22 protein-coding genes, 1 tRNA gene and 4 pseudogenes are annotated in these 23,360 nt (G+C 53.9%); 7 read left to right on the forward strand and 20 right to left on the reverse strand.

Translation table 11 applies throughout. The features are described 5' to 3' along the window. Positions 1 to 135: 135 nt before the first annotated feature. The 3 genes from ldtA to nac all read right to left on the reverse strand — a co-directional run bounded on the left by ldtA (position 136) and on the right by nac (position 3,153). Entirely contained in the window at positions 136 to 1,080 is a 945-nt protein-coding gene (gene ldtA / locus ACI2JR_RS10875; RefSeq protein ID WP_132724891.1) for a L,D-transpeptidase, read from the reverse strand. Positions 1,081 to 1,178: 98 nt separating this feature from the next. Next, on the reverse strand, positions 1,179 to 2,129 hold the full coding sequence (cbl, locus tag ACI2JR_RS10880; protein WP_462478529.1) for an HTH-type transcriptional regulator Cbl: 951 nt from the start codon (positions 2,127 to 2,129) through the stop codon (positions 1,179 to 1,181). Positions 2,130 to 2,235: 106 nt separating this feature from the next. Next, positions 2,236 to 3,153, reverse strand: coding sequence for a nitrogen assimilation transcriptional regulator NAC (gene nac, locus ACI2JR_RS10885; protein WP_132724895.1), 918 nt, complete (start codon positions 3,151 to 3,153; stop codon positions 2,236 to 2,238). Positions 3,154 to 3,483: 330 nt separating this feature from the next. Between nac and ACI2JR_RS10890 the strand changes: the two genes are divergently transcribed. Together ACI2JR_RS10890 and ACI2JR_RS10895 are read left to right on the forward strand one after the other, a co-directional pair. Then, positions 3,484 to 3,559 (forward strand) — tRNA-Asn (locus ACI2JR_RS10890). Positions 3,560 to 3,752: 193 nt separating this feature from the next. Beyond that, positions 3,753 to 4,052 (forward strand): annotated as a pseudogene (locus ACI2JR_RS10895) (Arm DNA-binding domain-containing protein); the annotation flags it as partial. A gap of 356 nt (positions 4,053 to 4,408) precedes the next feature. Here the strand turns inward: ACI2JR_RS10895 and ACI2JR_RS10900 are convergent. The 14 genes and pseudogenes from ACI2JR_RS10900 to ACI2JR_RS10965 all read right to left on the reverse strand — a co-directional run bounded on the left by ACI2JR_RS10900 (position 4,409) and on the right by ACI2JR_RS10965 (position 15,581). Next, positions 4,409 to 5,491, reverse strand: a complete 1,083-nt coding sequence (locus ACI2JR_RS10900; RefSeq protein ID WP_243655185.1) for a galactitol-1-phosphate 5-dehydrogenase — start codon at positions 5,489 to 5,491, stop codon at positions 4,409 to 4,411. A 92-nt stretch (positions 5,492 to 5,583) separates the two neighbouring features. Further along, positions 5,584 to 6,366 (reverse strand): annotated as a pseudogene (gene surE / locus ACI2JR_RS10905) (5'/3'-nucleotidase SurE). A 70-nt stretch (positions 6,367 to 6,436) separates the two neighbouring features. Further along, positions 6,437 to 6,705, reverse strand: a pseudogene (locus tag ACI2JR_RS10910) (HPr family phosphocarrier protein). Between the two features lie 43 nt (positions 6,706 to 6,748). Then, positions 6,749 to 7,588, reverse strand: coding sequence for a class II aldolase (locus tag ACI2JR_RS10915; RefSeq protein ID WP_048024379.1), 840 nt, complete (start codon positions 7,586 to 7,588; stop codon positions 6,749 to 6,751). Between the two features lie 5 nt (positions 7,589 to 7,593). After that, a complete protein-coding gene (locus ACI2JR_RS10920) occupies positions 7,594 to 8,337 on the reverse strand; it encodes a GntR family transcriptional regulator (RefSeq protein ID WP_048024381.1) in 744 nt (247 codons plus the stop codon). A 181-nt stretch (positions 8,338 to 8,518) separates the two neighbouring features. Beyond that, on the reverse strand, positions 8,519 to 9,553 hold the full coding sequence (locus ACI2JR_RS10925; protein ID WP_132724899.1) for a zinc-dependent dehydrogenase: 1,035 nt from the start codon (positions 9,551 to 9,553) through the stop codon (positions 8,519 to 8,521). Continuing rightward, positions 9,553 to 11,064, reverse strand: coding sequence for an L-fuculokinase (locus tag ACI2JR_RS10930; protein ID WP_462478530.1), 1,512 nt, complete (start codon positions 11,062 to 11,064; stop codon positions 9,553 to 9,555). Before ACI2JR_RS10930 ends, ACI2JR_RS10925 begins: the two co-directional genes overlap by 1 nt. Before the next feature lie 76 nt (positions 11,065 to 11,140). Beyond that, complete coding sequence (locus tag ACI2JR_RS10935) at positions 11,141 to 12,535, reverse strand: PTS galactitol transporter subunit IIC (protein ID WP_462478531.1); 1,395 nt, start codon at positions 12,533 to 12,535, stop codon at positions 11,141 to 11,143. A gap of 8 nt (positions 12,536 to 12,543) precedes the next feature. Continuing rightward, positions 12,544 to 12,825, reverse strand: a complete 282-nt coding sequence (locus ACI2JR_RS10940) for a PTS sugar transporter subunit IIB (RefSeq protein WP_048024389.1) — start codon at positions 12,823 to 12,825, stop codon at positions 12,544 to 12,546. 60 nt (positions 12,826 to 12,885) lie between these two features. Further along, on the reverse strand, positions 12,886 to 13,350 hold the full coding sequence (locus ACI2JR_RS10945) for a PTS sugar transporter subunit IIA (RefSeq protein WP_165905615.1): 465 nt from the start codon (positions 13,348 to 13,350) through the stop codon (positions 12,886 to 12,888). Positions 13,351 to 13,765: 415 nt separating this feature from the next. Then, positions 13,766 to 13,945 (reverse strand): annotated as a pseudogene (locus ACI2JR_RS10950) (hypothetical protein); the annotation flags it as partial. Positions 13,946 to 13,960: 15 nt separating this feature from the next. Next, positions 13,961 to 14,032 carry a hypothetical protein gene (locus ACI2JR_RS10955; RefSeq protein ID WP_462478591.1) on the reverse strand — a complete coding sequence of 24 codons (72 nt, stop codon included), beginning with the start codon at positions 14,030 to 14,032 and terminating at the stop codon, positions 13,961 to 13,963. 606 nt (positions 14,033 to 14,638) lie between these two features. After that, positions 14,639 to 15,226, reverse strand: a complete 588-nt coding sequence (locus ACI2JR_RS10960) for a TetR/AcrR family transcriptional regulator (RefSeq protein ID WP_462478532.1) — start codon at positions 15,224 to 15,226, stop codon at positions 14,639 to 14,641. Continuing rightward, positions 15,216 to 15,581, reverse strand: a complete 366-nt coding sequence (locus ACI2JR_RS10965; protein WP_462478533.1) for a hypothetical protein — start codon at positions 15,579 to 15,581, stop codon at positions 15,216 to 15,218. The genes ACI2JR_RS10960 and ACI2JR_RS10965 overlap by 11 nt, the downstream gene beginning before the upstream one ends. Before the next feature lie 79 nt (positions 15,582 to 15,660). Here ACI2JR_RS10965 and ACI2JR_RS10970 point away from each other — a divergent pair, with 79 nt between their 5' ends. Continuing rightward, positions 15,661 to 16,416, forward strand: a complete 756-nt coding sequence (locus ACI2JR_RS10970) for an SDR family oxidoreductase (protein WP_132724909.1) — start codon at positions 15,661 to 15,663, stop codon at positions 16,414 to 16,416. Between the two features lie 54 nt (positions 16,417 to 16,470). Here the strand turns inward: ACI2JR_RS10970 and ACI2JR_RS10975 are convergent, their stop codons facing one another. The 3 genes from ACI2JR_RS10975 to ACI2JR_RS10985 all read right to left on the reverse strand — a co-directional run bounded on the left by ACI2JR_RS10975 (position 16,471) and on the right by ACI2JR_RS10985 (position 19,379). Beyond that, the gene (locus ACI2JR_RS10975; protein WP_132724911.1) at positions 16,471 to 17,010 is read right to left on the reverse strand and encodes a cytochrome b; all 540 of its coding nucleotides are present in this window, start codon (positions 17,008 to 17,010) and stop codon (positions 16,471 to 16,473) included. Next, a complete protein-coding gene (locus tag ACI2JR_RS10980) occupies positions 17,007 to 18,062 on the reverse strand; it encodes a catalase family peroxidase (RefSeq protein ID WP_462478534.1) in 1,056 nt (351 codons plus the stop codon). The genes ACI2JR_RS10975 and ACI2JR_RS10980 overlap by 4 nt, the downstream gene beginning before the upstream one ends. 408 nt (positions 18,063 to 18,470) lie before the next feature. Then, positions 18,471 to 19,379 (reverse strand): LysR substrate-binding domain-containing protein, encoded by a 909-nt coding sequence (locus tag ACI2JR_RS10985; RefSeq protein ID WP_462478535.1) that lies wholly within the window; start codon positions 19,377 to 19,379, stop codon positions 18,471 to 18,473. An 88-nt stretch (positions 19,380 to 19,467) separates the two neighbouring features. On the opposite strand from ACI2JR_RS10985, the gene ACI2JR_RS10990 reads away from it, so the two are divergent. From ACI2JR_RS10990 to ACI2JR_RS11005, 4 genes are all read left to right on the forward strand, one after another. Further along, on the forward strand, positions 19,468 to 20,460 hold the full coding sequence (locus ACI2JR_RS10990; RefSeq protein WP_132724917.1) for an aldo/keto reductase: 993 nt from the start codon (positions 19,468 to 19,470) through the stop codon (positions 20,458 to 20,460). 83 nt (positions 20,461 to 20,543) lie between these two features. Further along, on the forward strand, positions 20,544 to 21,770 hold the full coding sequence (locus ACI2JR_RS10995; protein ID WP_462478536.1) for an MFS transporter: 1,227 nt from the start codon (positions 20,544 to 20,546) through the stop codon (positions 21,768 to 21,770). 10 nt (positions 21,771 to 21,780) lie between these two features. Beyond that, positions 21,781 to 22,197 carry a GlcG/HbpS family heme-binding protein gene (locus ACI2JR_RS11000; protein WP_132724921.1) on the forward strand — a complete coding sequence of 139 codons (417 nt, stop codon included), beginning with the start codon at positions 21,781 to 21,783 and terminating at the stop codon, positions 22,195 to 22,197. A 335-nt stretch (positions 22,198 to 22,532) separates the two neighbouring features. Further along, complete coding sequence (locus ACI2JR_RS11005) at positions 22,533 to 23,348, forward strand: N-acyl homoserine lactonase family protein (protein WP_132724923.1); 816 nt, start codon at positions 22,533 to 22,535, stop codon at positions 23,346 to 23,348. Positions 23,349 to 23,360: the final 12 nt, after the last annotated feature.

A 23,360-nucleotide genomic window follows, 5' to 3' on the forward strand; every position in this document is an offset into this window, starting at 1 on the left:
TGAATGAGGGGTAAACGCCCCAGCGAGCGTTTTTATTCGCCAGCAGGCGATTTTTTCCGATCCGGCACGGGGATGGCCTGAAAGCAAAAGCCCGCAAAGGCGGCCTTTTTGAGAGCATCATCGGAGTATCGAAGGTTAGCTGCCGGCAGCATTGAGACCAGAAGCGCTGATATTCACCGGCATACCGGAGCGCCTTTCCAGCGCCTGGCTGGCCTGATTGACATCAACGCCCTCACCTTTTACAAAGGTCTGAAGCCCCGCCGCCATCGGTAGCGGAACTTTGCGATCCGACTCATATTCCGCGCGGTTACGCGACAACGGTTCATGTACTTCAACCCAGCGGCTGCCGTCCGGCTCCTGGGTAAATTTCACCGGCTGATCGATAATCTGCACGCGGGTGCCCAGCGGCACGTTGTCGAACAGATACTTGATATCGGCGTTACGTAAACGGATGCAGCCCTGGCTGACGCGCAGCCCAATACCAAAATTGGCATTGGTGCCATGAATGGCGTACAGCCTGCCGATATAAATGGCATATAGCCCCATCGGGTTATCTGGCCCGGCCGGCACGACGGCCGGTAGGGTTTTGCCTTCTTTAGCATATTCGCGGCGGGTATTGGCTGTCGGCACCCAGGTCGGCCCCTCTTGCTTGCGCTCAACCGCCGTGACCCAGTTACGCGGCGTTTCACGCCCCGCCTGGCCAATACCGATCGGCAACACTTCCACCGTATTTCCTTCCGGCGGATAGTAGTAGAGGCGCATTTCGGCCACGTTGACCACAATACCATTGCGCACCGTGGCGGGCAGGATCAGCTGCTGCGGCACCACCAGCGTGGTCCCCGACTTTGGCAGAAATACGTCAACGCCAGGGTTGGCCTCGAGCATATTGCTCAGCCCCTGCCCGTACTGCGCGGCAAAGGCCTCCAGCGGCTGCGTATTATTGTGCGGAACGGTGATAGTCTGCGGGTTTCCCACCAGACGGCTTCCTTCCGGCGGCAAGGGATAGCTCACCGCCAGCACGCTGGGGCTTGAGATCATAAATAATAGAGAACAAAGCAATTTCACACGCCGCACCATCATTTCCCTTCCTCAGTCGCGACAATCGTGAATGAATTATAGCTTTTTTATCTCCCGCAGGTGCAGCGGAGCGCTCTTCCCGCTGGCGCCCCGGCGTTTATTCAGATCTGATAGTCGATTGCCGCTTCTTCCGGCTCCATCGCCTGACGCTTGATTTCATCCAGCGACAGCCCGGCGTTGCACAGTTCGATAAAGCGCCAGACATAGTTACGCTGCAGCTGTCCGCGTTTTAAACCTAGCCAGACGGTATTCGCGTCGAACAGGTGGCGGGTATCAAGGCGCGTGAAGGTATCCGCCTCCCGGGCATCGCCGGATTGTTCCGCCACCAGACCGACCCCGAGCCCCAGCTCAACATAGGTTTTAATCACGTCGGAGTCCTGGGCGCTGAGGACGATATCCGGCATCAGCCCTTTGCGGTTAAAGGCCTCATCGATGCGCGAACGTCCGGTGATCCCCTGGCGATAGGTAATCAGCGGCCAGCGCGAAATGGCTTCGAGGGTCAAAGGGGTGACCTGCACCAGAGGGTGATCTTTCGGCACCAGCAGGCTGTGATGCCAGCGAAACCAGGGGAAAGCCACCAGCGTCGGATCGTTGCTCAGGCGCTCGCTGGCGATACCAATATCCGCCCCGCCGTTATGCAGCAGCGCTTCAATCTCCTGGGGCGTGCCCTGCACCAGTTCCAGACGAACATCGGAAAAGAGTTCACGAAAGGCTTTAATCACCGGCGGCAGGCTGTAGCGGGCCTGGGTATGAGTGGTGGCAATGGTTAATACGCCGGATGCGTCATTAGTAAACAAGTCGGCAAGGCGACGGACGTTGCTGGCTTCATTGAGAATACGTTCCGCAATCGATAATAAAGCCTTACCCGGTTCCGTCATCCCCAACAGACGCTTACCGCGACGGATGAAAATCTCGATCCCCAGCTCTTCTTCCAGCTCGCGGATGTGACGACTGACGCCCGATTGCGATGTATACAGCATATTGGCGACTTCCGTCAGGTTGTAGTCCTGACGGGCCGCTTCACGAATTATTTTGAGTTGCTGGAAATTCACCCTTTCCTCCGGGCTAGCAGACATAACATATGCTCTATTGTTAAAGTCTGTTGTCCCTGCTAACAAATAATAAAAACCAGCAACTTATTCCATTCAGGAATATACATTAACTCACCAGCAGCAATTCACGGTTTTCCAACGACGGACGGCTGACCAGTGAGAGCAAAATCTCCTTCACTGCCTGCGCCTGCGGCGACAGACTTCCCCTGGCCGACATGTTGAGCGATAGCGACAGGCTCATGGACGGGGTACTGATCCGCGCCATCCAGCCGTTTGCCGCGCCGCACAGCGAGCGGGCGGCGGATTCCGGCAGGACGGTAACGCCCATGCCGCTGGCAATCGCCGCGGTTAAGGTGGTGATCGATTCAATTTCGCCGATAATTTTCGCCGACAGGCGGCGCAGCGTGAAGGCCTCGGTCACCCGCGCCCGCACCGCGCTGTAATCGCGCGGCAGGAACAGATTCATCTCCGCCACCGCCGTCAGATCGACGCTTTGCCCCGGGCAATCGCGGGTGCCCACCAGGTAAAGATCTTCTTTCAGCAGCGGCTGGCTGACGATGCCGGCAACCGGGGAACGTTCATACAGCACGGCCATATCCAGCTGGCCGCTGAGTAATTTGTCGTTGAGGATGGTGCCGCTACTTTCCTGCAGATACACCATAACCTCCGGCAATTCGTTACGCACCGTCTGCAGCAGCGGCATAGTAATGGCCGATGCCGCCGTTCCCGGCGCCAGGCCAATGGAAACCTGGCCGGTGAGCGTATGGCCGACGTTATTGACCGCCAGCTGCGCCTGCTCGCACTGGCGCAGAATAGTACGGGCATGGGTGTAGAGAATTTTGCCCGCCTCGGTCGGCGTGACCCCGCGCTTAGTCCGAATCAGCAGCTGCTGGTCCAGTTCGCCTTCCAGGGTCGCCACCTGCTGACTCAGCGCCGGTTGTGCGATATGCAAGACTTCAGCCGCCTGGGTCAGACTGCCGATATCGACGATTTTTACAAAATACTTCAGTCGTCTTAGGTTCATTTTGCCTCCTGTAAGGAAAGCCAGTACCAACGCTGGCAATTGAGATACAGAAGGTTTTGCAATTTGCTTGCCAGTTTTCTTACATTAGCGCAAATGCCGCCGGACGCGGCGTGATAAGCGATTCTGATAGCAGGCGCGGATTTATTTGCCCGGTAAGCGGATTACGATATGCCCCATTAGGGGTACATCTGCACTATTGCGGTGCACGGCGAGGGAAAAAAGCGTAAAAGCAGGCCAGCTGCTGAAATTGTCAGCAATCAAACGCATTCCGGTGATTCTGCCTTTGACAAGGCCATGCGCCGCCGTTAATATGCGCCCCGTTCACACGATTCCTCTGTAGTTCAGTCGGTAGAACGGCGGACTGTTAATCCGTATGTCACTGGTTCGAGTCCAGTCAGAGGAGCCATATTTAAGAAGCCCGCTTAAGGAAACTTAAGCGGGCTTTCTGCTTTCGTATATCCTTACGAATCCTTATACGGCATGCATTCAAAAGGTTAGGTTAAAGCCCATCCCGGAGCGTTGAAACTTTACCCTCCGTAGCGGGGAAAATTGGTGGTCAAATCTGGGGTCAGGTTAGTTCGATAATGGAGTGACCTCATATGTCCCTTACCGACGTGAAAATCCGTACTCTCAAGCCTTCTGATAAACCCTTTAAAGTCTCCGATTCCCACGGTCTTTATCTGCTGGTCAAGCCGGGTGGCTCCCGTCACTGGTATCTCAAGTACCGTATTAACGGTAAAGAATCCCGCATTGCGCTGGGTGCCTATCCTGCCGTCTCCCTGTCTGATGCGCGACAGCAGCGTGAAGGTATCTGTAAGATGCTGGCGCTGAACATCAACCTGGTAATTAATCACCAACGAAGCGCTCCCGATTACGCTCATCAAGCAAATAGAATATATCATGGGGAATAGGGGCATTCTTGACGTTGCCCCAGGACTTACGGTAACGATTAAGAGCAAAGGGGTCATGCGGTTTAGAGGATTTGGCGCAAGCTGAATATGCTGATGTCCCTCTTACTCATTATGTAAGAAATACAGCAGTATCTCTCCCCCCGGAACTCAAGCTCAGAGGGCTGCTGAGAAATGAAACTTCAGGCTGAAGAAACTGATTTCTGATATCAGTCTCGACAGGATTATGTAAAGGGCATTCTGGCATGTCTGCGTAAATAAATCAGGTACAGTCAGGATAATATCGATACTCTCCGAACCTTCTGCCTCGTCTTAGGTCAATTTGTTGGCCTGAAATAATAGTTGCATCATACAAGACTCGACAAGGGACATGCCTCTAACGCTTCAACATTGACCAGGACCTTAACGAAAAACGCTTCCCGGTTATAAAGCCCCGGCAAAATCGACGGAACCTGTTCCAGTAACACCCGTTTTGTAATTAGTGGGTAGACATCAATCTGCCCGGTACTCAGGTAATGGATGGAGGTCTGCCACTCTTTTCCCGGAAACGGCGCAGAGATTGAGTTCCATGAGCCAATGACCTTAAGCTCATTGCGTACAATTTTTTCAAAATTCAGCCGGGGTAAAGCAACGTCTCCGTAAGGGATACCCAGCAGTACCACCGTGCCACCTTTAGCCGCCAGAAGCAGGGATGAGCCGACCCCGGCCGCATTCCCGGATGATTCAAAGACAACATCAACACCGGCGTTATGGGTAACCTCCCGGAACCGGGATAAATGATTTTCATCTTTGACATAGAACGTTGCCGTTGCCCCGGTTTTCGCCGCAATTTCGAGTTTCATTTCATCGGTGTCAAATGCAAATACGTCTCCCGCACCGCAGATTTTTGCCCATTGAACAGCAAGTAAGCCGATGGTGCCGCACCCAACAACGGCCACGCTGCTCCCCGGTTTGATATCGACCTGCCGCATGCCATGCACAACCACACTGGATGGCTCGATAAAGCTTGCGGTCGCGAAGTCCATCGAGTCGGGTAATTTGAGGACGTTCTCAGCCGGCATCCGAATATATTCAGCAAAAGCTCCGCTGACATGGCCACCCAGCACCTTCAGATCCGTACACCGGGCATAATTTCCCTGTTGACAGTAATCACAGTGGAAGCAGGGAAAGCAGTTACAGGCTGTGACACGGTCGCCTTTCCTGACCGATGTCACCCCACTCCCCGTGCTCTCCACGGTACCGGAAAACTCATGTCCCCAGGTCAGACCGGGGTTATATGATCCGATTTTACCAAAGCGCGATATATCAGAACCACATATACCTGCCGTATGGACTTTAATAAGAACATCATTTGCGGCTTCAATTTCAGGTTTCCGCACGTCTTCATAGCGGACATCCTGTACACCATACAAATTCAGTGCCTTCATCATAATCTCACTCACTGTTATCGGGGTTAAACACACGAATGTGAAAAAAATGTCGCCCCCCACAAGAGCGACAAACGCACCTGCTATGTCAGGGATTAGTGCGGCGAATTCAGGAGCCCGGAAAGCTGGTGCCAGCATTCCATGGCCGTTCTTTCAAACATTAAAGGCGTGACAGAGATATATCCTTCGGAAACCGCCCCGGCCTCACTGTGTTCAGGAAATGTCGTGATCCCATGCTCCACCCGGATCCAGAAATAATTTTCTCCGTGCGGATCTGTCGTGGGGGCGACCTGTAATCCTTTCACTTTGCCGATACCCTGGCGCGTGGCTTTAATGCCCCTGATCTTTTCCGCGGGCAGGTCGGGGAAATTAATACTCAGGCAACAGTCCAGCGGCAACCCCCGGCGGAGTAACGTCTCGAGTACGGGCAGGCAAAAGGCTTCTGCCGTACGCCAGTTAACAGCATCCTCAGGTCGTTTGTCCTGACTCAGTGCGACCGACGGAATGCCGAGCAGGAGGCCTGTGATGGCCGCGCCTACCGTGCCGGAAAGCACGGTTTCAAAACCGATATTAGAGCCGTTGTTAATGCCTGACAGTTACAGCTGTGGAGGCTGTTCTTTCATCAACTGCCGGACGGCCACCGTGACACAATCAGCCGGTGTACCATGCACTGCAAACCAACGTTCTCCGCGTTGCTCCACACGGACAGGCTCCCTCAGGCTGACAGAGTTGGCCACGCCGCTTTTATCAGTTGCTGGTGCCACGACCCAGACTTCATCGGCGAGCTGTTTTGCCACCCTTTCAAGCAATTTAATTCCCGGTGCGTCAATACCGTCATCATTGACAAGTAAGATCCGTTGTAACCATTTTTGAGCCACAGTATTACCTCCCTTTCAGGGATAAATAAAGACCAGTCAGTGAGTTAAACTTTCCCGGGAATAAAGTGGATTATTCTTTCTCGCCAAATCCGCTGGCAAATAATCCTTTGATTTCATCCATCAGAACCTGTTCGTCAGGACCTTCGCAGATGATTTCAATACTGGATTACCTTTAACGCCGGCTCCCAATACACTCATCAGTCCTTTAATAACGGTTTCCTTACCATTATTTATAAGCGTAACAGAAGACTCATATTTTTTTAGCGTTTTAATAAATGTGGCCGCAGGACGTGCGTGCAGTCCCGTGCTGTTAACAACACGAATATTTTCTCGAATCATTTTTACATCCAACTCTGATTGAAGAATTAAAAGAAAAGGTATATCAGGACGCCTTATTCATCATCAGAATTTTGCTGTAAACGTCCGCTTCTACTGCCGCTTTCGCACCGGACATCACTTTAGCCAAATTTGCTTCATTGTTATTTTGCGTCCACGCCTGACCCACTGTGGTAATAAATGCCTTACGCAGATCGCTGGCAATATTAACCTTCACGACGTTATATTTTACAAAACTGCGGATGATATCTTCATCAATGCCGGAACCACCATGGATAACCAGCGGGCAAGGGCATACTTTGGCAATTTCCTGCAGCAACGGAATATCAATGCGCGGAATATCTTCCAGACCGTGAACGTTACCGACGGAAACTGCCAGCATGCTGCATCCAGTCTCTTCCACAAACCGACGAACCTGATTCACATCCGTCTTACAGTCGGCCTCGCTGACGTGGTCATCTTCTTTACCCAGAATCGCGCCGAGCTCCGCTTCAACGGGCACGCCAAAAGATTTGCAGAAGTCGACGGCTTCTTTAGTAAACGCAATATTTTCTTCATACGGCAGCTCTGCTCCGTCAATCATCACGGAGGTGAAGCCTGCACGAACAGCCCGCTTAACATCATCCAGCTCTTTACCATGGTCAAGGTGGAGACTGACCGGCACATCCATGGTCGCCGCGCGTTTACGCACAATTTCATAGATATAATCATAACCCGACAATTTTGCATTTGTCGGTGCAATCTGAATAAAGTTAGGTAATCCTGAACGCTCAATCGCGTCCAGAATAGAAATAGTGGTTTCCAGGTTGGTGGTGTTGAATGCACCCGCCAGGACACGTTTTTCACGGATACGATCGAGCAGGATATTACCGTTTACTAATGGCATGATATTTACCTCTTTCTTCGTTGAAGTACTGTACCCAAATAATATTTATCTGATTTCAACCAGACATTGCCGAAATCAAATGGCATATGATTATCGAGGAATACCAGTTGTTCGAGATGAAGCACCGGTGCTTCTTCATTCACTTCCAGATAGTGTCCCCGTTCGCTACCCACAATTTTTGCGGCGTAGCGACTTTCAGAATATTCAATTTTTCGTCCCGTCATGGCTTCGACAGTCTGAAACAGGTTTTGCTTATTGAAATCAACCTCAGTTATTCCCGGACACAGCGAAATATTGATTCTGTTTTCAATTAACATAACCCTTTCTCCGTCCACGCTACGGATTCGTTTAAGATAAAAAATAGGTGTACCGGGTTCTATCTGCAGCTTTGCGGCCACCCCTTTTGACGCCTTTTCTATACAGGAGTCAATGACCTCCGTCGTAAAAGATAAGTGCTGGCTTTCGAGCGACTCCGCGAAAGATAACAATCCTTCTCCCAGGGAGTAGGAGATATTTTCTTTCTTCACAAAAGTCCCCTTTCCCTGCACCTGAACCAACAACCCCTCATTGACCAGCATGGTGACACCTTTTTTAACCGTGCCTCGGCTAACCTGAAGTATTTCCATGATCTGATTTTCGGAAGGGATCCGATCCCCCTTACCCAGCTCACCCTTATAGATTTTCCCGCGGATCCATTCAGAAACCTGCATATATAATGGAATTTCAGAGTCTTGCAGTATGGTACTCATGTGATGCTTCTCCTGTGTGTAGATCATCTGTATACAAGTATGAACAACTCATGATAATACAGCGTTTTTAAAAATTTAACTATATGACCAACTTCACAGTTTCAGCCCAACATACAGATGTCCGTACGGCAACGCTTTCCATTCTGCAGAGGCCCCGTACAGAAATACGGAGGCACATCCGTCATACGTCAGCTTTAATAATGACTTTCAGGACGTCATTATCCGGATTGGAAGCAAACTCAATCGCTTCAGCAATACGGGACAACGGCCAGGTATGGGTGATCATGTCCTTCGTATTGATTTTGTCTTTTTCCACAATCTCAATCGCTTCTTTCATGTCATAAGGCGTTAGTGAATAGGTGCCCACGATTGAAATTTCATCCCGGAACAGTCTGCTGGCATCAATTTCCACAACCGGATTTTTATCAAATGGTGAGAACACAACAATTCTCCCCCCGCGGCGTACAACATTGACCGCCTGAGAAACCAGGGACGAGACCCCGGCGGCGATGATCACCACATCCGGACCTTTCCCTTGGGTAATTTCTGCTACCCGGGTTTCGACATCTTCGTTTGCCGGATCGATTGCGTGGGTAACCCCCACCTTCAGCGCCAGTTCACGCTTGAACCGGGAAAGGTCGGATACAATCACCGTCGAGGCGCCTTTCAATGCCGCCAGTTGTGCGCTGACCAGGCCAATGGTACCGGAGCCCAGAACCAGCACCGTATCTTTCGGATGGATATTGGATGATTTCAGGCCATGCAGGCAACAGGCGACAGGCTCGATCATTGCCGCCCGATCCCAGTCAAGACCGTCGATAATCCGGTGCGTCAGATGTTCAACGTGCAGGCGTGGGATACGAATAAACTCACTGAACCCGCCAGGTTCCAGATTAGTTTTCTTGAACTGATCGCACAGAGTGAAGAACCCTCGATCACAGTAATGGCAGTTAAAGCAGGGAACATGAATGGCGGTCACCACCCGTTCACCAACCCGGTAGCGGGTAACATCCTTGCCGACTTTCACCACCTCCCCTGACACTTCATGGCCGAGGATCACCGGGCCGGTCACCGTCTGGTGCTGCGCTTTATGAATATCGGTACCGCACAAGCCACAGGAGTGCATTTTGATGAGCATGTCACCGTCGCCAATTTCTGGCACCTCGACATCTTCATACCGAATATCATTTTTACTGTAGTAAACGCTGGCTTTCATTAGTTAACTCCATTACAGAGACGCTCAGTACGCATCTTGGATTCATAAAGCGGCTTATAGATCTGAGTGTAAATTGCCTGATAGTGCATCACGGCATCACTCTCCGGCAGGTAGCGTCGGGTCTGTTCTTCAGCTGTTCCGGGAAGAGATTCCACGTCCACACCTGCAGCTTTCGCTGCCAGCATGGCGGCCCCTTTGCTCACGGCCTCATTGACATTACAGGCCACAATTTCTCGGTTAAGAATATTGGCCTTAAGCTGCAACCAGTACGGGTTTTTGCAGGCGGCCCCAATCACATTCACGACCGGATAATTTTTTCCGATCAGCGTTTCGTATAAATCCAGCAGGTTTCGCAGTTCAAAGCACAACCCCTGGAACACAAAGCGCAGAACGTCTTCCGGTCGGGACTTATCATCAAGACCGTAAACTAATGCCCGGGACCAGGTGTTTCTGTCCGGAGGTCCGCTGCCCCGCAGATGGGGAATGAAGATACCGTCAAGCGCGTCAGCCACAGCCATGTCCTGCTCGTGGCGAAGCGTATCCACCATTCTCAGGAAGGCGGGCATATCGAGCTCGAAGAGGTTTCTGAACCATTCAATGGCATACCCGGCAGAAGGTAATGAGGCATACAGGGAATGGAGCCCTGGAAGCACATGCATGCCATTTGACACCCGGGCACGAAAGAACCGTTCGGTGTTGTTGACTGCTTCGGTCACCACCAGTAATCCCTCTGTTGTCCCTGTGGAATTCAGGATCTGATCTTCACTGGTCAACCCGACGGCCACGGAACCGCACATATGGTCATGCCCGGCGATGGCGACGCGAGTGTCCACCGTCAGTCCGGTCAGTTCAGAGACGTCTGCCGCGACGGTACCAATCGCTTCCCCGGCGTGGACCAGCGGACTAAATAAAGAAGGGGAAAGTTCAGCAGCAGTAATGAGCTGTTCATCCCAGTTCATCTCAGTAATATTTAATGCCATCGTACGTGAAGCCAGGGAATATTCCGAACGTTTCACCCCAGATAATTTAAAAGCAATATATTCCGCCAGGCATAACCATTTCCGGCCTTCATGGGCATTGCTGATATTATCCTGCAACCACTTAATTTTATTGATGCTGTAATTTGAATGTGCAGGGATACCGGTTATTTCATAGATATGTTCGATATCCATGGCGGAAATAATATTTTCCAGCTGTTGTTTAGGCCGGGTGTCATACCAGGTCAGTACCGGACCAACGACATTATCGTTATCATCAAGCAGAACGCCGGCTTCTCCCACACTGGCGACCGCTACGGCGCTGATTTGCTCCGCATCATCCAGAATATTGGTTATTGTTCTGAGGCCATGGATGACCCCTTCCCAGATGAGGCGGACATCAAAATCAGTATTTTCTCCGTCAACAATTTTAGGCGTTCTGAAACTGTACTGATTCATTAATTCCAGAGAAGGAATAGCGAACAAACACACCTTACAATTGGTCGTACCCACATCGATTCCGATCGTATACATCACTCTCCCCTTTTTTTGCAAGGGACAACGTTTGTTTAATTCAAAAGCAGTTCCCTCTGCTTTCGAATAGACAGGATTATTTTGCTACCGGAATATCAGCCGAAGCGGCTTCATTTTCTGCTACTTCTTCTGCTTTCAGTTGTTTTTTGGTGACACGATATAACCACAGGCACAGCAGGAAGATGACAGGAATAAGCACCAGGGCAATGGTATTTCCTTCAAAGATTTTGACTGCCCAGAAACGATACGGGTTACCACCATCCAGCAAGCTGGAGATTTCACCATCCGTTTTCAGCGGGAAGTTCATATCCCGTGCAATTTTGGTCAGGATAGGCGCCGCTGCCGAAGCCACATACAGGTTCACCGCCAGGCATGGAATGCCAATGATGAACGCCCTGACAATATTGCCGCGACAGGCCAGTACCACCATGGATATCGGTACCCAAATGTTCGCCAGGTCACCCAGTGGAAGCAAGCGGTTACCAGGCAGAACTACCGCCAGGAGTACGCCAACCGGAATCAGCAGCAGTGCTGTCGACAACACGGACGGATGCCCCACCGCAACCGCGATATCCAGACCAATATATAGATCGTGGCGGTCAGGATACCGTTTCTTCAGGAAGCTACGCACGGCGTCCGACAATGGTAGCAGGCCTTCCATCAGCAGCTTAACCATGCGGGGCATAATCAGCATCACCGCACCAAGACTCATCGCCAGGTTAAGAACGCCTTTAACATCATATTCCGCCAGCAGGCCAATCCCTGCTCCCAGAATCACCCCTAACATCATCGGCTCGCCAAAGACGCCAAAGCGCTTCTGGATCTGATCCGGATCAGCGTTAAGTTTGTTAATACCCGGGATTTTATCGAGCACCATATTCCCCAGCACGCCGATCGGAAAGAAAATAACCGATGACAGTGTTGGCAAGGAAATTCCCGGCAGATTGAAATACTTCTGGATCATCGGTGCACACCAGTCAGCCATCACGAACGTAATCGCTGCGGTGACACCTGCAATCAGCAGACCAAAGAAGAAGTTACCGGTTACCCCGTAAACCATGGCACCGACCATCGAGAAATGCCAGAAGTTCCAGACATCAATATCGACTGTCTTAGTCCAGTTCAGGGTCAGCATCAGCACGTTAATACCGATAGTCATCGGCACAACGAATGGTGCGACCTGAGAAGCCCAGGCAATAGCAGCAAGCGGTGTCCAGCCAAGGTCAACAACCGGCAAATCGATCCCAGTGTGACTGACCATTTCCTTAGCAGCCGGACCCAGGCTGTCGACCAGTAAACCAAAGACCAGAAAGATGCCGATGAAGCCCATACCGATGGTCAGCGCCGAGCGTAATGCCCGGCTAAAACCGGTCTGAAGACACATTGCCATGATAAATATAATTATCGGCAACATGATCGTCGGACCGAGCCCCAGAATATACTGGACGGCGGAAAATACTTTATCCATCATGCTCACCTTTATTTTTTAAGGATGGCTACGATTTTTTCCAGTAATTCTTCTTCGCCAAATCCGGTCAGCAAAGGAAGGCCATTCAGGACCGGGGTATTCAGTTCCGTCTTAACCGCAGATGTCACGATAATGAGATCCGCCATTCCATCCTGTTTGCCAATCGTGCCGATATTAGACTGAATAGGCTCAACGTTAATACCCTGGCTTTTACAGTACTGAACCACTTTTTCAGTTGCTACCGCAGAAGTCGCAATACCGCTGGTACAGGCGAAGATAATTTTCTTGTTCATTTCAGACTCCAGATATAGTAATAAGAATAACGAGGTAATAAGAACAAATGTTAAGACGGTTTAATACAGATTCTTTGCTAAAAGCTCCATAACATCATCCTTTGATTTCGCCCAAAGGATTTTATCCATTTCATTGCTGCGCTGAAAAAGCGAAATTAGCTTCATCAGAAATTCGAGGTGTGCATCTTTTTCTTTGAGCAGTAAAAAGAAAATGACATTTACTTTCATAGTACAGTCGGGATCTTCAGCCTGATTAAATACGATCCCCTCAGGGCAGGTTACCACGACCAGTTTTTCTTCCCGGATATGCTCGACATCAACATGAGGGATAGCGACCCCCATTCTTTCCAACTGCATTGCCGTTGGATGATCTTCTTCCCGGGCAATCAATGCCTCCGGGTAGCTCGGTTCTACATAGTTTTTTAAAAGCAGTAACTTACTAACGGAACTGAACAGGGTGTTTCTGTTCTGGGGGGGCTCATTCAGGATAATGAGTTCAGGTTCAAGTCTTGAATTTAACGACATATCACTTGGCCTCATAATGGCTGTCAATGCTTAAGGATTCAAAAAATGACAGGTATACTTGTCTATGTACAACCATGCTCAACTTGTTTAAACGTTACCCCTGACAACACAAATCACGCAACCAGCGTCGTTAAGATTTGTGCCTAAGTTCACAAAAAAGCATTACTCATTTTCTTTTTCGGTGAAGAAAACACACATAACAAATTGATTTAAATAAAAAATCTAATTTATTATGACTTTTATGTTACTGACCTTTCCATTTAGCCGTGTGCTTCAGGTCATATGGCTGATAACAGAATTCCGAACGCCATGACCGGCGCTTTTGTCTCGTCACTATCAGGAAAACGGTACCCCGGAAGAAAACGGGGCACCGGAATAGCAGCTGTCGAAGGTAAATGAACACCGTGTTCTTCACTCAACAGTCAGTGGTTGTTACATTTGAGCATGGATAATTGTGATCATCTTTTTTCAGGCGGGAAAATTCGTCTTTGGCTTTTTGTAATTGTTTCATGAACACTGGGGTCTAATGCAGAGTCGCCACGGCAGAGGCTCCAACCAGGCGGCTGGCATCCACATCGCTAGCCCACTGCTCCCCCTGCTTTGACCTATCCTATAGAGCACCTGCAGAAAGTGCCCTGGACCAGATAGTTTTACCGGAGGTGATATCAATGGCTAGTATCAAGTTATCGTCGCGGCTACGATAAAGATCAAACCCGACGTGGTTACGACTGAACCGCCAGCGTTAGGCGTACCAATATAAATTGGTAAACCTAATTTAGTACCGAATGGACCATTTTCACGTGCCGTGCCAAACGGACAATCCCATACCCGTCGATGCGTCGAGCTCAATAACTCACCTATCCAGCGTTGCTGGAATGATTGGTGGTCATTCTGCTGATCTTGCCAGAGAGTGAATCAAGGTTTAGCTTACCAATCAGCCAGTTACTGGCAAAGGCGATCCCAGTCAGAGGAGCCATATTTAAAAAGCCCGCTTAAGGAAACGTAAGCGGGCTTTTTGCTTTCTGTCTGAGGCTCGCCATCCGGGACGGAACTTAACCCGTCTTGCGGCATAGCTCATCGATGCTTTTCCCGGGACTACCGTATCGGGCAAACGCCATCTCCCGGCGGTGAGAATAGGTAAAAGCGTAGCGGAAACGAGGTAGGCGCGTACGCTTTCCGCAGTGAGCTGAGCCTCCACTTCCCGCCATGGCTGTCTGATACTGGTATGGGCCGCAAGAGGGTAGGTAAAATGAGTGAGAAAAATACACCGCCTGTTTCTATAGCAATATCAATCACTAATAATAATGCTATCGATCACCGGCTGCACAATTCTCGGGAAAACGGCCGCATCATCAAAGGCGCGAGCCGACAGCATCGCGCCGTGCACCGTCGCCATCAGCAGGTTCGCCACGTTCTCAGGGGTTCCGCGTAGCTGAAAGCGCTTTTCGCTCTCTCCTTTACGCAGGAGCGAAGCCAGCCAGTCGGTAAGATCGGTGAAATGCCCGCTGACTTCGCTGGCCACCTCGGGCGGCAGCGTCGGCAGTTCGACGGCAAGCAGCGCGCAGATGCAAAAAGGTGAGGATCCCTCACGAATACAGGTCGCCCAGTAGTCGGCGTAGGCCTGAAGCTCCGCCGCCGGGTTGTTTATCTGGCGACTCATCGCCTGCATTCCGGCCCGGGCCTCTTCGCGATACCCGGTGACGACGACCTTGACCAGGTCTGCCTTGCTGGGAAAATGGTGATGAATGCTCGCTTTGCGGATGTTCACCTTTTCCGAGATATCGGCGAAGCTGAAACTGCGGTAGCCGCCGCAGGTCAGCAGCTGCCGGGTATAAGAAATAATTTCGTTTGCTTTCGATGAACGCTCAGTCGTCATGGTCAGATCCCGGTGTCAATATACCGCTCAATAAGATGCATACTATCAGAGCGTTGGTGGAAAACCTACCAACAGGTAGTCTGCTTATTGATGATGAAAATGCTGTGTCCAGCCGTTCGGGCGCAACATATCGCTCCCCTTCCCACAAATGCGTCTTCCTTTTTGGCCTCATCCCGCCGGGTTTTTTATGCGCCGCGTGGGAGTGATAATCCTCTTGCCTGTCCAGGATGCGGTAAATATAATCATCAGGCATTTCCACAATGCCGTAGGCGTTACCGTCATCCAACGCGCCCGGATGCCCCAGGGTCTCAGCAGAGAGTACGGGGATCGTCAGCGGCGACGTCCTGTTTTTCATCCAGGCTATCCTCATCCACGGCAATGCCGATAGTCCCCTCGCCGCATTTCCACCCATTCCAGCCGGAGAGGACATTGTTATGAAAATTAGCGGTAATACCCTGCTGATTACTGGCGCCACCAGTGGTATCGGTCGCGCGCTGGCCGAAACGTTTTACGCACGCGGCAACCGGGTCATCATTACCGGACGCCGCCAGTCCCTGCTCGATGAAATGACCCGCGCACATCCGGGTATGACCGGCTTCAGGCTCGATATACTCGATGATGCGATGCTTGACGCGGTCGCCGCCGAGGTCAGAGAGCGCTTTCCCGATCTGAACGTGCTGATTGCCAATGCCGGTATTTCACGCACAGAGCGTTTCATCGCGGACGGCTGGAAGACAGACGCCGCTCAGGAGATAGTCAGCACCAACATTCTCGGCCCCCTACGCACCGCGGCGGCCTTTATGCCGCTGATTATCGGACAGCCGGATGCCACCTTCATGGCAACCAGCTCCGCGCTGGCGTTTGTGCCAAGAACCGACTTCCCAACCTACTGCGCCAGCAAAGCGTTCCTGCACTCCTGGCTGATCTCTTTACGTCACCAGATGCGTCATATCCCCGTCGAAGTCCTCGAACTTTCTCCGCCTTATGTGCAGACGGAACTCACGGGCAGCGCTCAGGCCACCGATCCCCGGGCCATGCCGCTGGCGGAATATATCTCCCGCGTAATGGCGTTAATCGAAAATCATCAGCACCCGAACGGAGAGATCCTGCTTGAGGGGGATAAAGCACGGCGCTGGGCGGAAAAAGAGGGAACCTTTGATACGCTTTTCCGCGCCATGAACCCGGATTAACCCCCAGCCGTGCCGATATGATTCGGCACGGCTTTGCTGGTCAGTTCGCCGAACTTATCGCCTGCCGCGACCGGACATACTTTCGAAGACGCCATCGCGTCGCACCAGGGCATGGAATAGCGCGGCGGCCAGGTGCAGCATAACGGTGATAAACAATGCCAGCGCCACCAGCGAATGCAGCGGGCGCAGGACGGCATACCAGTCATTATTCACCGGCGTAAGCGGCGGTAAAATAAAGACGCCCGCCACAGAGATGGGATACCCCGCCGCCGATTGCATCGCCCAGCCGATAAGCGGCTGGAGAAGCATCATCGCGTACAGCGCCCAGTGCGAGAGATGCGCCAGCCCCCGTTGCCAGGCGGGTACCGAAGCCGGCAGCGGCGGCACGGCGGTGTAAAAACGGAGCCATAGCCGCACCACCACCAGCAGCAGAATCATCAGCCCCAGCGGCTTATGTATAGACACCAGTAACGCATGCAGCGACGAAACCGTTGCGACCATGGCGACGCCAATAAAGAGCATCGCCATGATAGCGGCGGCCATCAGCCAGTGCAGGAAGCGCAGCGCCGGATGGAAATGAGCGACCTGTTTCATAAGTGGGCTCCTGACTGTTGGGATTGTTCACGGGTGCGGGCGTTATACGATTTGGCGTAGGCTGACGAACGCGCATTGAGTAACGGATCGTCTGAGGCGGCAATACCGTTCGGGAGAATCAGGGGGTCGTAATTGATATCGTTGCATGGGCCGTTCTGCTGCGCCACGGCGCTTGTCAGCTCAAGCGTACCGGCATTGATAGTTTGCCGATCGTCAGGCCAGACGCTGGCGGCATCGTTTCCCACGTCGCCAGGTCGGGCGACGGTGATTACCAGATCCCACTTCAGCGTCCCTTGCGCCAGGCGCTGTGCAATATCCTGCTGCAGGAAGTCTTTATCACGTTTATCCGCCTCGCTAATGGGCTGATAGCCGGTATGCGGCACCATGCTCCAGCGAACCAGATGTTCTGCCCCCGTCTTGTCGATAAAACGGAACGCATTCAGGCTGTTATAGCGATCGCTCGCCCAGCTGGATGAGGGAACGTACTGCTTTGCCCAGGCCAGATAGCGCTGCAGTTGGGGGTGCGCGCCCACAAACGTCTTCAGCTTTTCCGGGTTGGGCTTGCCGGTTGCCGGGTCAGGCAAGGTGACGGTTTGCAGTTCGTAGAACTCTTCAACGGTGGAAACCGGAAACAGCGGCATGGCGTTCATGCCTGTCCGCCACTGTTCGCCATTCTGCTGCCTGAACTCCAGCGCCATACTGCGCACGGGAACGGCATAATCCGGCGCGTCGGGGTTGCCGCCGGCAATGGCGAAACGTCCGGTGACCGGCGTTTCTCCCGGTGCGAACAGCGCTGCCCGCGACAGGGAACTGGCATGGCCATTGGAGATAAAGCGCCCCACGACACATACGCCTTTGGCATGGTTGCGGCGAAAGCCCGGATGCTCGCCGCCCGATTGTTGCAGCACCGTAACCAGCTTGTCAGAGGTGAAACGATGCGGCGTCAGCCAGCCGCCCGCCCACAGAAACAGCGCTATCACGGCCAGGGGAATAATAGCGACCAGCAGCAGGCGCACTATTTTCTGCCTGCCAGAGAGTGAAGAGATTGTCATATTTTTGCTCACACTATTGCATTGAATCCGCAGACCGGGAGGCGAGAAGGCGCTCCGGCAGGTCAAAAGTTTATTTGCACAAAACCGCGGGTCGTTATCGCCGCGCGGTCTCATTGTGGTTATGCCCCACGCCAAACAAACCTACTAGTTGGTAGTTTACCTGTCAATGCCGGAATGCGAATCTGTCGCGGCAGCGCTGTCGATACAGGATCGGGAAGGCGTCTTATTGGGGAGGGCGGCCTGGCCGTTACAAAACAGGCGAAGAGCCTATCCGCGCCGGCTGATGCCCGCTGGCGACCTGCAGGAGCTGGCCTGGAGAAGGATAATTCACGCTGTTAGCATGACGTGACCCCGTAACTTACCGCCGGAGCGGAAAGAAAAAACGGTGCTGATGCCCTTTTCTCTCTTTTACAGCGTCGCCGTGCGCATCATCTCAATCAATTTTCGCAGGCCCGGATGGAGCTGCCTGCGGCTGGGGTAATACATCACCATCGGTTCATCTTCGCATTTCCACCCGGGAAGCACCTGTACCAGCCGCCCGCTTTCCAGCAGCGGGCGCGTCCGCACCTCCAGACAATAGGCCAGCCCAAAGCCGTTAAGGGCGGTATCGATAATCATCTCGGTCTCGTTAAGGATCAGCGAGCCGGGAACATCCAGCGCCAGCGCTTCCCCGGCGTGGTTAAGCTGCCATTTGTACAGCGTCCCGTTACCGAGCCGCATGCGGATACACTGATGCTGCAACAGATCGTCGGGATGGTGCAGAGGAAGATGGGCGTTATTGTGCAGATACGCCGGGGAAGCCACCACAATCCACTTCAGCTTGCGGGTCAGCGGCATGGCAATCATGTCGCGCGGCACGCTCTCGCCATAGCGGATCCCGGCGTCATAGCCGCTGCCAATGATATCCACCAGCGTATTATCGACGGTGATTTCCAGCTGCAGCCGCGGGTGCATCGCCATAAATTTCGCCAGCACCGGGGCAAACAGCAGCTGGGCCGCATCGCGGGGAATATTAATCCGCAGTCGCCCTACCGGAGATTCGCGGTAATGATCCAATTCATCCAGCGCCAGGCGGATATGGGAAAAGCCCGTTTCCAGATGGCCGAGCAGCGCCTCGCCGGCATCGGTCGGCACCACCGAACGGCTGGTACGATTGAGCAGACGCACCCCCAGCCGTTCTTCCAGTCCGCGCATGGTATGGCTTAGCGCGGAGGTCGATACGCCAAGCTCCGAGGCCGCAAGGCGAAAGCTTTTGCGCCGGCAGATAGTTAAAAATACGTTCAGATCGGCGAGTTCGCCGCGGACCGGTGCAGGCATAAAAGTGCCCTCTGTCATCAAGGGTTCGTTGAAATTAATTCAACTTAACATGAGTTAGTATAGTTCCCAACTATCGACAGGAGGGAACATGGCAATCGAAACGATTCACATCGCCGGCATTTCACAACCGGTCAGCCGTATCGGTCTTGGTACCTGGGCAATGGGCGGCAGTATGTGGGGCGGCAGCCATGACGAGCAGTCGATCGCCACGCTGCACGAAGCGCTGGACCGCGGCATCAATCTTATCGATACCGCCCCGGCCTACGGCTTCGGCCACTCCGAGGAGGTGGTCGGTAAGGCGCTGGCGGGCCGCCGCGAGCGGGCGATTATCGCCACTAAAGTCGCCCTGGAGTGGGACGACGCGGGACGCATTACCCGCAATTCCACCCCGCAGCGTATCCGCCAGGAGATTGAAGACTCGCTCCGCCGCCTGCAAACCGACTATATTGACCTGTATCAGGTCCACTGGCCGGACGAGCTGGTGGCGTTCGAAGAGACGGCCCGCGTCCTGCAAGATCTGCAACAGCAGGGAAAAGTTCGTGCGCTGGGGGTCAGCAACTACTCTCCGGCGCAGATGGATCGGTTCCGCAGCGCGGCGCCGCTGGCGACCCTGCAGCCGCCGCTCAATCTGTTTGAGCGCGGAAAAACGCAAAGCGAGCTGCTGCCTTATGCCGAACAACATCAGCTGGTGGTCCTCGCCTACGGCGCCATCTGCCGCGGCCTGCTGTCGGGGCGGATGACGCCGGATACGGTATTTGGCACAGACGATCTGCGCAGTATCGATCCCAAGTTCCAGCCGCCGCGCTATGCCCACTACCTGGCGGCGGTTGCGGCGCTGAAAACCTTCGCTCAGCAGCGCTTCGGCAAAAGCGTGATGGCGCTGGCGCTGCGCTGGGTCCTCGACGCCGGCCCGACCGTTGCGCTGTGGGGCGCCCGTCGTCCGCAGCAGCTGGCGGGGCTCGAAGAGGTTGCCGGCTGGCAGCTTACCGCGGAGGATAAGCAGGAGATCGACGCGATCCTCGCGCAGCACATCGCCGAACCGCTGGGTGCGGAATTCATGGCGCCGCCGCACCGCCGCTAAGCGTGGTAAAAAGAGTGACGCGCCCCGAGCAGTGCGCTGCCCGGGGCGCGTTTTGTTGTTCACCTGCACAAGTCAAAATAAAAATGAGCTCATCAGTCAATGAACCTCCTCGCGAGACGGATGCTGGCGAAGTTTCCCTGTCGCGCCTCGCTCTGCTGAAGGCGCTGTTCGCCCTCGGCACGGGCGGTTTCGCTATCGGTACCGGCGAATTCGTTATTATGGGCCTGCTGCCCGATGCGGCCAGCGGGCTGCAGGTGTCGATTCCATCGGCCGGCCATCTGATCAGTATCTACGCGCTGGGGGTGGTAGTCGGCGCGCCGCTGCTGGCGGTCCTCGGCGCACGTTGGGCGCGACGGGACTTTCTGATTGCCCTGATGGCGATGTTCGCCGCCGGCAACCTGCTGAGCGCCGTTGCGCCGGGCTACTATTCCATGCTGCTGGCGCGCTTCGTCGCCGGGTTTCCGCACGGCACCTTCTTCGGCGTTGCCGCGCTGCTGGCCGCCAGCCTGGTGGACCGCTCGCGACGCGCTCAGGCGGTATCGATGGTGCTGCTTGGCCTGACCATCGCCAATCTGCTGGGGGTGCCGGCGGTGGCCGCCATCGGCCAGCTGTTCGGCTGGCGCAGCGCCTTCGCTATCGTTGGCGGCCTGGCCGTACTGACGCTGATTCTGGTGCGCGCCTGGGTGCCATGGCGCGCCGGCGATAAAGCGGCCAGCCCGCTGCGCGAGCTGACGGCGCTGACCCGCAAGCAGGTGCTGCTGACGCTGGCGATCGGCGCCATCGGCAGCGGCGGGATGTTCTCGATATTCAGCTACGTGAAGCCGACGATGCTGGAACTGGCCCACCAGCCGGTAGACATGATTCCGGTCATCCTGGCGATGTTTGGCTTTGGGATGATTATCGGCAATATCGTTGGCGGCCGTCTGGCGGATCGCGGCCTGGAAAAAACCATTCGTCTGCTGCTGGTCTGGGCGATTGTGGTGATGAGCGCCTACGTCTATACCGCACATTACGCGTGGCCCGGCGCGATAACCGTAATGCTGGTGGGCACCATGGTGTCGCTCTCTTCGGTACTGCAAATCCGCCTGATGGACGTTGCCGGCGATGCGCAAACCATGGCCGCGGCGATGAACCACTCCGCGTTTAACATCGCCAATGCGCTGGGAGCCTGGCTGGGCGGCGTCACCATTTCCGCCGGTTTCGGCTGGCAGTCCACCGGCTGGGTCGGAGCCATCCTCGCGCTCTTCGGCCTGCTGATCCACACCTGGGCGACGATCGATGCCCGAAAACGCTCACCTTTACCCCATTGAGGATGATGTCATGACCCTGACTCTGACGCTTGCCGACGCGCTGCTCGCCGGTGTTAAAACGGCGGTGGAAACCCATCGCTTTCCGCCAGTTTCCGCGGCAGTGCTGGACAGCGGCGGCCATCTGACGGCGTTTGCCCGCATGGACGGTACGTTCCTGGCGACCATCGATATTGCGATACGTAAAGCCCGTACCGCCGTGCTGTTTCAGGCGAACAGCGAGAGGGTCGGCGCCGATCTGCATCCCGCCGGGGCGGCATATTCGCTGGAAAACAGCAACGGCGGCCTGGTCGGCATTGAAGGCGGCATCCCGCTGCGCAATGCCCGGGGCGCGACGATCGGCGCGATCGGCGTTTCCGGCGCCAGCAAAGAGCAGGACCGGCAGATTGCCGCTTTTGCGATTGCCGCGGTGATGGAGTCCCGCACTTAACCGCAACCGGGCAGGCGTAGGCGCTATCACCTCACCTGCCCCCCGCCCGCCCCGCCTTTTCGTTCAATCCTATTCCGCAGGCGCGCATCTCGCATCACGCCCGCGCGATAAAACCCACCTTTTCGTCCGCATCTCAGCCTTGCTTTCATTAAAAATCCGGCAAATCAGGTAGAGAATCGAACGGACATCACATTAAGCCGCGGTTTAGCGGTCAACGGGCGAAATTTGTGAAACCGATCATATTTGTATTATTGAATTATTGTCATACAAGATTATAACCTCTTTACTACAAAAAACGATCGGGCAGTTATCGACCTTTTAACAAGGAGTCAACAATGTCTTCCGCCGTTGAACAGTATCGAATCTACGCAATCCGCTATGCCCACCACCACCGTATGGCGCGGGATAATTTTATCGGCGGCGATCTCCACGATGGCCCCATGCCGATTGACTACTTCATTTGGGTGATCCAGAACGACACCCGCACCCTCGTGCTGGACACCGGCTTCGATGAACAGATGGCCAAACAACGCGGGCGCACCATCATCCATCCGATCGCCGAAGGTCTGGCGCAAATTGGCGTCGATCCGGCTACCGTGACTGACGTCATCATTAGCCACATGCATTACGACCACGCCGGTAATCACCCGCTGTTCCCGGCGGCAACCTTCCATCTGCAGGATCGCGAAATGGCCTTCTGTACCGGCCGCTGCATGTGCCACCACGAAGTGCGTCACCCCTTCGATGTGGAAGACGTGAAAGCGATGATCGATAAGCTCTTCGCCGGTCGCGTACGTTTTCACGACGGCGACGCCGAACTGGCGCCGGGCATTACGCTGCATCGTACCGGCGGCCACTCTGACGGGCTGCAGATCGTGCGCGTCAGTACCGCCCGCGGTTGGGTGGTGCTCGCGTCGGACGCCGCGCATTTCTACGCGAATATCGAACAGGCTCGCCCCTACCCGGTGGTGTTTAACGTTGGCGATATGCTGGAAGGTTACGCAACCGTCAAACGCTTAGCCGACTCGGCCGACCATATCGTTCCCGGTCACGATCCTTTGGTTCTACGCCGTTATCCTGCTTTTTCGGCCGCCACTGAGGGGTGGATTGTCCGCGTCGATCGGCAGCCGCAGCCCGCCACTTCATTTTGAAAAGGAGTATCC

The sequence above is a fragment of the Klebsiella sp. NPDC088457 genome (assembly GCF_044900465.1).
GTDB lineage: Bacteria > Pseudomonadota > Gammaproteobacteria > Enterobacterales > Enterobacteriaceae > Klebsiella.